This window comes from Bradyrhizobium sp. WSM4874, from assembly GCF_055811835.1.
This window is the reverse complement of record NZ_JBVVPR010000006.1, coordinates 240,217-250,338: the sequence shown is the minus strand read 5'-3', so window position 1 is coordinate 250,338 and position 10,122 is coordinate 240,217. Positions and strand designations below refer to the sequence as shown.

General features: G+C 64.3%; 9 protein-coding genes. 5 read left to right on the top strand and 4 right to left on the bottom strand.

The window, feature by feature from the left end; genetic code table 11:
* The 4 genes from AC0L3P_RS09295 to flaF all read left to right on the top strand — a co-directional run.
* Window positions 1-1,010: DUF1522 domain-containing protein (locus AC0L3P_RS09295; RefSeq protein WP_473301668.1), on the top strand; the 1,010-nt coding region annotated here is incomplete at its 5' end.
* A gap of 318 nt (window positions 1,011-1,328) precedes the next feature.
* A complete protein-coding gene (locus AC0L3P_RS09290; RefSeq protein WP_473301667.1) occupies window positions 1,329-3,608 on the top strand; it encodes a DUF1522 domain-containing protein in 2,280 nt (759 codons plus the stop codon).
* Window positions 3,609-3,823: 215 nt separating this feature from the next.
* On the top strand, window positions 3,824-6,115 hold the full coding sequence (locus tag AC0L3P_RS09285; RefSeq protein ID WP_473301666.1) for a DUF1522 domain-containing protein: 2,292 nt from the start codon (window positions 3,824-3,826) through the stop codon (window positions 6,113-6,115).
* Between the two features lie 291 nt (window positions 6,116-6,406).
* Window positions 6,407-6,775 carry a flagellar biosynthesis regulator FlaF gene (gene flaF / locus AC0L3P_RS09280; RefSeq protein ID WP_007612319.1) on the top strand — a complete coding sequence of 123 codons (369 nt, stop codon included), beginning with the start codon at window positions 6,407-6,409 and terminating at the stop codon, window positions 6,773-6,775.
* A 142-nt stretch (window positions 6,776-6,917) separates the two neighbouring features.
* Here flaF and AC0L3P_RS09275 read toward each other — a convergent pair whose 3' ends face one another.
* The 4 genes from AC0L3P_RS09275 to AC0L3P_RS09260 all read right to left on the bottom strand — a co-directional run bounded on the left by AC0L3P_RS09275 (window position 6,918) and on the right by AC0L3P_RS09260 (window position 9,435).
* Window positions 6,918-7,277, bottom strand: coding sequence for a hypothetical protein (locus AC0L3P_RS09275; protein ID WP_354058113.1), 360 nt, complete (start codon window positions 7,275-7,277; stop codon window positions 6,918-6,920).
* Between the two features lie 159 nt (window positions 7,278-7,436).
* Window positions 7,437-7,934 carry a hypothetical protein gene (locus AC0L3P_RS09270; RefSeq protein WP_354058115.1) on the bottom strand — a complete coding sequence of 166 codons (498 nt, stop codon included), beginning with the start codon at window positions 7,932-7,934 and terminating at the stop codon, window positions 7,437-7,439.
* 11 nt (window positions 7,935-7,945) lie between these two features.
* The gene (flgJ, locus tag AC0L3P_RS09265) at window positions 7,946-8,311 is read right to left on the bottom strand and encodes a flagellar assembly peptidoglycan hydrolase FlgJ (protein WP_027567592.1); all 366 of its coding nucleotides are present in this window, start codon (window positions 8,309-8,311) and stop codon (window positions 7,946-7,948) included.
* Entirely contained in the window at window positions 8,311-9,435 is a 1,125-nt protein-coding gene (locus AC0L3P_RS09260; RefSeq protein WP_473301665.1) for a flagellar basal body P-ring protein FlgI, read from the bottom strand. Before AC0L3P_RS09260 ends, flgJ begins: the two co-directional genes overlap by 1 nt.
* A gap of 270 nt (window positions 9,436-9,705) precedes the next feature.
* Here AC0L3P_RS09260 and AC0L3P_RS09255 point away from each other — a divergent pair, with 270 nt between their 5' ends.
* A complete protein-coding gene (locus tag AC0L3P_RS09255) occupies window positions 9,706-10,119 on the top strand; it encodes a flagellar assembly protein FliX (RefSeq protein WP_473301664.1) in 414 nt (137 codons plus the stop codon).
* Window positions 10,120-10,122: the final 3 nt, after the last annotated feature.

Below are 10,122 nucleotides of genomic sequence, written 5' to 3'. Positions count from 1 at the left end.
ATGCCAACGGCACCGCGACGCTTGCGACTGCGACCGGCCAGACCAACTCGTCGATCAACGCCTCGGGTCAGCTCAAGATCTCGACCGGCGTCAATGCCGACCTGTCGATCACCGGCACCGGCAATGCGTTGAATGCGCTTGGCTTCGCCGGCAATACCGGCACTTCGAGCGCCTTCACTGCGGCGCGTACCTCGGGCGTCGGCGGCCTCACCGGCAAGACCTTGACCTTCTCCTCCTTCAACGGCGGCACGGCGGTCAACGTCACCTTCGGCGACGGTACCAACGGCTCGGTCAAGACGCTCGATCAGCTCAACTCGAAGCTTCAGGCCAACAACCTGACGGCGACGATCGATGCCAACGGCCTGCTGACGGTTTCGACCACCAACGACTACGCGTCCTCGACCATCGGTTCGAGCGCCGCGGGTGGTGCGATCGGCGGCACGCTGACCACGGCGCTGACGTTCTCGACGGCTTCCAGCCCCGTCCAGGACACGGTTGCCCAGACCTCGCGTTCGAACCTGGTGTCTCAGTACAACAACATCCTGAACCAGATCGACACGACCTCGCAGGACTCCTCGTTCAACGGCGTCAACCTGCTGAACGGCGACCAGCTCAAGCTGGTGTTCGACGAGACCGGCAAGTCGAACCTGAGCATCACGGGCGTGACCTACAACTCCAAGGGTCTCGGCCTTGCTGCGCTGACCGGCGGTGTCGACTTCATCGACAACGCCGCCACCAACAAGGTGCTGACCAATTTGAACACCGCGTCGAGCACGCTGCGTTCGGAAGCGTCGAGCCTTGGTTCTAACCTGACGATCGTGCAGGTTCGTCAGGACTTCAACAAGAACCTGATCAACGTGCTGCAGACCGGTTCGTCCAACCTGACCCTGGCCGACACCAACGTCGAGGCGGCCAACAGCCAGGCGCTGTCGACCCGCCAGTCCATCGCGGTCTCCGCGCTGTCGCTGGCCAACCAGTCGCAGCAGAGCGTGCTGCAGCTGCTCCGCTAACAAGCGGACGACATCGCAAGCAAGATCCGGCGGCGGGGCTTCGGCCCCGCCGCTTTTTTTGTCCGTCATTCGAGCAGCCATGCGACGCTCTGAAAAGTAACCAGCGGTTATGGTTAATGGAGAGTAAGCGCGGATAAATACCAATGATTTCAGCCTGATTGCCGGCGGCGACCACGCCTTCCGCGCGCTTATGGTGAACCCGCGCTTAATGCGGACGCGTGTCGTTTCACCCTTTGTTAGCCATGCCGGGGCACGCTGTCCCCGTCACTCGATCCGAAGCGATCGAACGAAGACGCGTAAACCAGAAGGGTAAGAGTCATGTCCGGTATTGTTCTCTCTGCGTCGGTTCGTCAGAACCTGCTGTCTCTCCAGTCCACCGCCGATCTTCTCGCCACCACACAGAACCGTCTGTCGACCGGCAAGAGCGTCAACTCGGCCCTGGACAATCCCACCAACTTCTTCACGGCACAGTCGCTCGACAACCGCGCCAGCGACATCAACAATCTGCTCGACGGCATCGCCAACGGCGTGCAGGTGCTGCAGGCCGCCAACACCGGCCTGACCTCGTTGCAGAAGCTGATCGACTCCGCGAAGTCGATCGCCAACCAGGCGCTGCAGACCACCGTCGGCTACTCCACCAAGTCGAACGTCTCCACCACGATCGCGGGTGCGACGGCGGCGGACCTGCGCGGCACCACGAGCTTCGCCAGCGCCACCGCGAGCAGCAACGTGCTCTATAACGGCACGGCCGGCGGCACCACGGCGGCAACCGGCACCACGACGCTCGGCGCCACCATCGGCTCCTTTGCCAGCACCGGCGCGACGGCCGGCGACGGCACCACGGCCCTGGCCGGCACCATCACGCTGATCGCCACCAACGGCACGACCGCAACCGGCCTGTCGGCCAACGCCCAGCCCGCCGACGGCGACACGCTGACCGTGAACGGCAAGACCATCACCTTCCGCAGCGGCTCCGCTCCGGCTTCGACCGCGGTTGCGTCCGGTTCGGGCGTCAGCGGCAATCTCGTCACCGACGGCAGCGGCAACACCACCGTCTATCTCGGCACCGCGGGCACCCCGGCTGCGAACGTCAACGATCTGTTGACCGCAATCGATCTCGCCAGCGGCGTGAAGACGGTGTCCATCACCGCGGGTGCAGCGACGTTCGCCACCAGCGCCGGCCAGACCGCTTCGACCGCTGCTGGCGGTGCCGTCACGCTGAAGAGCTCGACGGGTGCGGATCTGAGCGTCACCGGCAAGGCCGACCTGCTGAAGGCCCTCGCCCTGACGACATCTTCCGGTGCAGGCAATGCGAGCGTGTCCGTCAACCGGACCACGACCGCAGCCTCGCTAGGCGCGACCATCACCGACGGCTCGACGCTGAACGTCGACGGTCACGTCATCACCTTCAAGAACGCGCCGGTTCCGGGCTCAACCGGTGCTCCGAGCGTTCCGAGCGGCTTCGGTGCCTCCGGTAATGTCCTCACCGATGGCAACGGCAACTCGACCGTTTATCTGCAGGCCGGCACGGTCAACGACGTGCTCAAGGCGATCGACCTTGCCACCGGCGTGCAGACCGCGACGATCAACGCCAACGGCACCGCGACGCTTGCGACCGCGACAGGGCAGTCGAACTCGTCGATCAATACGTCCGGTCAGCTCAAGCTCGCGACCGGCATCAATGCCGACCTGTCGATCACCGGCTCCGGCAATGCGCTGAATGTGTTCGGGCTGGCCGGCAACACCGGCAATGCGACGGCCTTCACCGCGGCGCGCACCTCGGGCATCGGCGGCATCGCCGGCAAGACCTTGACCTTCTCCGCCTTCAACGGCGGCACGGCGGTCAATGTCACCTTCGGCGACGGCACCAACGGCACGGTCAAGACGCTCGACCAGCTCAACACGCAGCTTCTGGCCAACAACCTGTCCGCGACGATCGACGCCAACGGCCGACTGACCATCACCGCGTCCAACGACTATGCATCCTCGACGCTCGGTTCGACGACGGCGGGCGGTGGCATCGGCGGCACGCTCACGTCGGCGCTGACCTTCTCGACGGCGTCCAACCCCGTCCAGGATGCGGTTGCACAGACGGCGCGTGCGAATCTGGTGTCTCAGTACAATAACATCCTGAACCAGATCGACACGACCTCGCAGGACTCCTCGTTCAACGGCGTCAACCTGCTGAACGGCGACCAGCTCAAGCTGGTGTTCGACGAGACCGGCAAGTCGAGCCTCAACATCACCGGCGTGACCTACAACTCCAAGGGTCTCGGCCTCGCTGCCTTGACCGTCGGTGTCGACTTCATCGACAACGCCGCGTCCAACCGCGTGCTGACCAATCTGAACGCCGCGTCCAGCACGCTGCGCTCGGAAGCCTCGGCGCTCGGCTCGAACCTCTCGGTGGTGCAGGTGCGTCAGGACTTCAACAAGAACCTGATCAACGTGCTGCAGACCGGTTCTTCGAACCTGACGCTGGCCGATACCAACGTCGAGGCAGCCAACAGCCAGGCGCTGTCGACCCGCCAGTCCATCGCGGTCTCCGCGCTGTCGCTGGCCAACACCTCGCAGCAGAGCGTGCTCCAACTGCTCCGCTAAGTAGCTGGCATCACTGAATAAAACCAGAGCGGCGGGGTCGTTTGCCCCGCCGCTTTTTTGCGTCTGGAGGCGGGCAGGGACGTTCACCGGCCATTAACCCTATCCCTTAAACCGGCGTTAACCATACTTTAAAGGACAGCCTCTAAGACTGGACAAAAGCCCGCTTTCAAGACCGCGCGGCCGATTCGTACCTGGTTCAAGAGGAAGACTCGCCAATGTCCAACATCGTTCTCTCGGCGTCCGTTCGCCAGAACCTGTTGTCGCTGCAGTCGACGGCCGACTTGCTGGCCACGACGCAGGAGCGGCTGTCGACCGGTAAGAAGGTCAACACGGCGCTCGACAATCCCACCAACTTCTTCACGGCGCAGGGGTTGGACAACCGGGCGAGCGACATCAGCAACCTGCTGGATGGCATCAACAACGGTGTGCAGGTGCTGCAGGCCGCCAACACCGGCATCACCTCGCTGCAGAAGCTGATCGACAGCGCCAAGTCGATCGCCAACCAGGCGCTCCAGACCACGGTCGGCTATTCCACCAAATCGAACGTCTCCACCACGATTCCCGGTGCGACGCCCGCCGACCTCCGCGGCACGACCTCCTATGCGAGCGCGACCGCCAAGAGCAACGTGCTCTATACCGGCGCAGCCGGTGGCGTGACCCCGGTCACGGGAACCGCCGCGCTCGGCGCCTCGCTCGGCTCGACCGCCGGCGCCTTTACCGGCACAGCGGCGCTCGCCGCCGACGGCACCACCGCACTGTCCGGTACCGCCACGCTGCTCGGCACGACCGCATCTACCACCTTCAGCACGGCGCCCGCGGACGGCGACACCCTCACGGTCAACGGCAAGACCATCACCTTCCGCACCGGTATCGCCCCGAGCACGCAGCCGACCGGCTGGGGCCTCGACGCCAGCGGACACATCGCCACGGACGGTAACGGCAATTCGATCGTCTATGAGGGAACGGCGGCTGCGCCCGGCGCGACCGTCAACGACGTCCTCAGCGCGATCGACCTCGCCAGCGGCGTCAAGACCGCGGCCATTAGTGCAGGCGCAGCAACCATCACGGTCAGCGGCTCGGCCGGTCCTATCGGAACGCTCCAGGTGGCATCGTCCATCTCGGGAGGCGGCGCGGTTACGCTGAAAAGCTCGACCGGTGCCGATTTGAGTGTGACGGGCAAGGCCGATTTCCTCAACAAGCTCGGTCTGACCCCGGCGACCGGTGCAGGCAATGCCAGCGTCACTGCGGCCCGATCGACCACCGCGGGCTCGCTCGGCTCTCTCGTTCAAGACGGCTCGACGCTGAACATCGACGGCCACACCATCACCTTCAAGAACGCCCAGACGCCCCAGTCGGCGATCAGCGTGACCTCCGGTGGCGTCAACGGCAACATCGTCACCGACGGCAACGGCAATTCGACCGTCTACATCCAGAGCGCCACGCTTACCGACCTGCTCAACTCGATCGACCTCGCCACCGGCGTCAAGACCGCCAGCATCTTCAACGGCGCGGCGACGCTGTCGACCACCGCGGGCCAGATCCCCTCGTCGGTCAACAGCAGCGGTCAGCTTGCGCTCTCCACCGGCATCAACGCCGATCTGTCGATCACCGGCACCGGCAATGCGCTCAACGCGTTCGGTCTCAGCGGCAATACGGGAACGGCGACCGCTTTCGCCGCCGCGCGCAACTCCGGTGTCGGCGGCGTCAGCGGCAAGACGCTGACTTTCACGTCCTTCAACGGCGGCACGCCGGTGAACGTCACCTTCGGCGACGGCACCAACGGCACCGTCAAGACGCTCGACCAGCTCAATGTGCAGCTTCAGGCCAACCACCTGACGGCGACGATCGATGCCAACGGCGTGCTGACGGTCACCACCGTCAACGAGTACGCATCCTCGACCCTCGGCTCGACTGCCGCCGGCGGAACGGTCGGCGGTACGATCACCGGCGTGCTGGCCTTTACCACCGCGCAGCCCCCGATTCAGGATCCCGTCGCGCAGACCGCGCGCTCCGGCCTGGTCAGCCAGTTCAACAACATCCTGGCGCAGATCGACACGACCTCGCAGGACTCGTCCTTCAACGGCGTCAACCTGCTCAACGGCGACACGCTGAAGCTGGTCTTCAACGAGAACGGCAGCTCGACGCTCGGTATCAACGGCGTCGTGTTCAACGCGGCCGGCCTCGGTCTCAGCAATCTCGTTCCGGGCACGGACTTCATCGACAACGGTGCCACCAACAAGGTGCTGGCCAGCCTGAATGCCGCTTCGAGCACGCTGCGCTCCGAGGGTTCGTCGCTCGGTTCGAATCTGTCGATCGTGCAGGTGCGTCAGGACTTCTCCAAGAACCTGATCAACGTTCTGCAGACCGGCTCGTCCAACCTGACGCTGGCCGACACCAACGAGGAAGCGGCGAACAGCCAGGCGCTGTCGACCCGCCAGTCGATCGCGGTGTCCGCGCTGTCGCTGGCCAACCAGTCGCAACAGAGCGTGCTGCAGCTGCTCCGCTAATTTCGCGGCGCAAGATCACTCATCGATTTCGCGGCGGGGCTAACGCTCCGCCGTTCATTTTAGGGAGATCGCTAAGGCAGGATTAGCTGAGATCGACGCGCACAACGCGTGACGCGTTTACAGCGTGCACATGCGCGTCTAGCTTCACGATGACGAAGAACTCCGAGACCCGTAATAATCCGGAGTGCTTCCAAGCACACATGTAAGCAAATCTTAAGCGGTGCTGCCTAGGGTCGGGAAAGAAATCCTTAAGCGCGTTCAACGGGCTAGGTAACCTCCAGGGTGTGATTGATGTCGAATTCCGCTGCCTCGGCCTACGCGCGTGTTGCAACGACCACCGCATCTCCTCGCGACATCGAAGCGCAGACCCTGCTCAAGGCAGCGAACAAGCTTCAGGATGCGATCAACAGCGCCGAGCCGTTCAGTGAGCAGACCACGCAGGCCCTGATGTTCAATCGCAAGCTCTGGACGATTTTCCTGAGCGAGGCCATGCGCGAGAACAATCCGCAGCCGATCGACGTCCGGCAGAAGATCGCCAACATCAGCGTGTTCGTGCTGAGCCAGACCGCCGCGCTGCAGATGAGCCCGCAGTTCGATCACTTCCGTCCGCTGATCGAGATCAACCGCAATATCGCCGCTGGTCTGTCCGGCCGTCCGTGATCGAGCACGGCTCGTTCCGCTTCGGCAACACCAAGTTCATGCTGACGGATAGCGGCAAGGCGCAGATCGGAACGTCGTCACCGATCCCGCGACCGGTTCGAGCGATCTCGATGTTGCCGTTGCGACGCTCGACGCCTGATCGTCAGGCGCTGCGGTCGGTGCTTGCCGGACGCGAGGGCTCGGATTTCAAATCCTGCGCATGGAAATAGGCCCGCCGGCGTAGCATTGCTTCGTCGGGGAACTGGTTGACCACCGCGTCGGTCCTGTCGTTGACGACCTGGAAGACGAACGACGCCGCCGCCTGGTCGAACACGACCTGGCGTGAGACGTTCTCGTTGCTTCGCAAATCGTTACGTGCAGGCGCGCTCGCATCGCCGGCGGCCACTGTCTGGCTCACGGGCAGATCGGTTTGCACGGCCTCGTTCGCCGCCGCATTCGACGTCGTTACGATCTGCACGGCGGCCGGTATCCCCACCGGCCTGATGCTGAAATCTGTACTCATGGCAGCCTCCTGGTTGCCTCACGTGAGTCAAATCCCAACCCCTCTCAATACGCAACCATGGAACACCGGGATTAAACATCCGGTAAGGAAACGTGCCTAACCGCGCGACGATGTTGCCGCGCGGCTTTTCGTAAAATTGTCGCTTGTTGTTGCGCGCGCTCAGAGCGAGCGGCTGACCGCGAGCGGCGTGATGTGGCGCGGGCCCGGCGCGGCGCGTCGTCCCGCGGCCGTATAGGTGTTCGGCACGTTGCGCTTCTGGATCTCGGCGTTGACGCCGCGCACGACGCTCTCCGAGACGGCGTGAGCGGTTGCGAGCACGGTGAGATTGACCTGGAGCATCGCGCGGAATGCATCGTGGTGCCGATGCAGCGTCGAGAGCAGCTCGGGCGCGGATTTGGCGAGCTGGGCCTGGTTCGCCTTCAACTGGGTGACGGCGCCGACATAGTTTCGCGACAGCTCCTGCTTCTTGCTCTCGAGCGTCATTGCCTCGCGGACCTGGCCGGCGCGCACGAGCTCGGTCTCGCGCTCGATCAGGCCGAGCAGGGCACTCATCGCATCCATCAACTGCTCGGCGATCTTGCGTGCCTCGGCGCTGCCGGGTGCGGTGTTCGGGCGCTGCGCTTGCACCGGCTGACGCGAGGCGTTGAAGTGGTTCATCTCGTTTGACCTTATGCCGTGCGGATCGTTTTTGCCTGCTGCATGATCAGGGTGCGATAGACGTCGGTGGCGATGCCGACGCCGCCGGCGTTGGCGAAGTTCTTGGAATATTGCTCGGTCAGCATCGAGCGCCACACGCCGGTGCCAGGCGTGTCGCCGAACGGGCCTTCGCCCTTCAGGCCCGAGGTCATCTGCGAGAACATGCTGTTGAGGAACATCGCCTCGAAGTCGGTGGCGATCTTCTGTGCCTTGGCCTGCTGCTTCGGCGGGACCTTCTGCAGTGCTGCGGCGAGATCGAAGTCCGGCCGGCCGTTGCGGCTCTCCACCGAGAAGGCGGAGCTGGCGACCCGTGCGGTGTTGACCATGCCGGTCTGCATCACATCACCTCGATGTCGGCTTCGATCGCGCCGGCGGCCTTGATCGCCTGGAGGATGCTGATCATGTCGCGCGGGCCGATGCCGAGGCCGTTGAGACCGTCCACGAGCTGCTGCAGCGAGATGCCGTCCTTGACGACGGCCAGCTTCTTGCCGTCCTCGGTGACGGTGACGCTGCTGCGCGGCGCGACCACGGTGCGTCCCCGCGACAGCGGGTTGGGCTGGCTCACCTGCGGGCTCTCGGAGATCGTGACGGTGAGGTTGCCCTGTGCGACCGCAACGGTGGCGACGCGGACGTCGCGGCCCATCACGATGATGCCACTGCGTTCGTCGATGATGATCTTGGCGGCGAGATCCGGGTCGACCTGGAGCTGCTCGATTTCGGTGAGAAAGGCGACGACATTACCCTTGAACTCCGGCGGGATCGCAAGCTGCACGGTCGATGGGTCGATCGGCTCGGCGGTCTTGACGCCGAGATAGTCGTTGATCGCGGCGGCGATCCGCTTGGCCGTGGTGAAGTCGGCATTGCGCAGCGCAAGGCGGACGTTCGGCAGGCGATTGAGCGCGAACTCGATCTCGCGCTCGATGATGGCACCGTTGACGATGCGTCCGACGGTCGGCACGCCACGCACGATTTTCGCCGCCTCGCCCTCGGCCTGGAAGCCGGAGATCGCGAGCGAGCCCTGTGCGACCGAGTAGACGTTGCCGTCGGCGCCGAGGAGCGGAGTGACGAGCAGGGTGCCGCCCTGGAGATTCTTGGCGTCGCCGAGCGCGGAGACGGTGACGTCCATGCGCGTGCCCTGGGTGGCGAAGGCCGGCAGATTGCCTGTCACCATCACGGCGGCAACGTTGCCGGTGCGGATGGTGGCGCCGCGGATGTTGACGCCCATGCGCTCGAGCATCGCTTGCAGCGACTGCTTGGTGAAGGGGATGTTGTTGAGGGTATCGCCGGTGCCGTTGAGGCCGACGACGAGGCCGTAGCCGATGAGCTGGTTCTGCCGCACGCCTTCGATGTTGGCGAGATCCTTGATGCGCGATGTCGCGCTTGCAGAATTGACCGAGAGCACCAGCGCTGACAGCGCGGCGCAGGCCACTCCCACAAGTCTCACCCAACGAACGCTTGGCATCCTCTGCTCCCCGAGGCTCCTCAAATCGAAGGACCATCACGACACTCCCATGACGAGCTGGTCCGACGCTGTCCTTGCGAGCGCTGTGCCAAGTCGGGGCAGCGGGCGTAGGTAGCTGAATAGGTTGAATAAATCTGTTTCGAGCGACCTCAGCCTGTGTTGTCCCTGAGGAGCGAAACTGCCGCCTGTCGGCAGATTTTGCCGGGCTGTTTACGGGGCGTTAACCATAAAACGGCGAATGTGGCGCATCGATCACCCGGATTGCTTCCGATGCGCATCTACGGACCGAACGGCACCACGCTTGGAACGCCGGCCAGCCAGGCCAGGCGGACGAGCTCCGGCACCTTCGTGCTGCCCGACCCGTCGTCGGCGCCGGAGACGCGGGGCGCCGCCGCACCGAAGGCCACCGCCAACATCGACGGGCTGCTCGCGCTGCAAGGCATCGAGGAGGATCCCGTCGAGCGTCGCAAGCGCTCTGTCGTGCGCGGAAAGACCGCGCTCGACGTGCTCGACGATCTCAAGATGGGACTTCTCTCCGGCAAGCTCGACGCCTCGACCGTGATGCGGCTGCGTGACGCTGCGGCGAACCTGAAATCGTCCTCCGGCGATTCCGGCCTGGATTCGGTGCTGTCCGAGATCGAGCTGCGCGTCGAGGTCGAGCTCGCCAAGGCCGGGCAGGCGTAGCGT

Coding starts and splice junctions, on each gene's coding strand:
- AC0L3P_RS09290 (WP_473301667.1), top strand. CDS start 1,329: ATGTCCGGTATTGTTCTCTCTGCGTCGGTTCGTCAGAACCTGCTGTCT.
- AC0L3P_RS09285 (WP_473301666.1), top strand. CDS start 3,824: ATGTCCAACATCGTTCTCTCGGCGTCCGTTCGCCAGAACCTGTTGTCG.
- flaF (WP_007612319.1), top strand. CDS start 6,407: ATGTCGAATTCCGCTGCCTCGGCCTACGCGCGTGTTGCAACGACCACC.
- AC0L3P_RS09275 (WP_354058113.1), bottom strand. CDS start 7,277: ATGAGTACAGATTTCAGCATCAGGCCGGTGGGGATACCGGCCGCCGTG.
- AC0L3P_RS09270 (WP_354058115.1), bottom strand. CDS start 7,934: ATGAACCACTTCAACGCCTCGCGTCAGCCGGTGCAAGCGCAGCGCCCG.
- flgJ (WP_027567592.1), bottom strand. CDS start 8,311: ATGCAGACCGGCATGGTCAACACCGCACGGGTCGCCAGCTCCGCCTTC.
- AC0L3P_RS09260 (WP_473301665.1), bottom strand. CDS start 9,435: ATGCCAAGCGTTCGTTGGGTGAGACTTGTGGGAGTGGCCTGCGCCGCG.
- AC0L3P_RS09255 (WP_473301664.1), top strand. CDS start 9,706: ATGCGCATCTACGGACCGAACGGCACCACGCTTGGAACGCCGGCCAGC.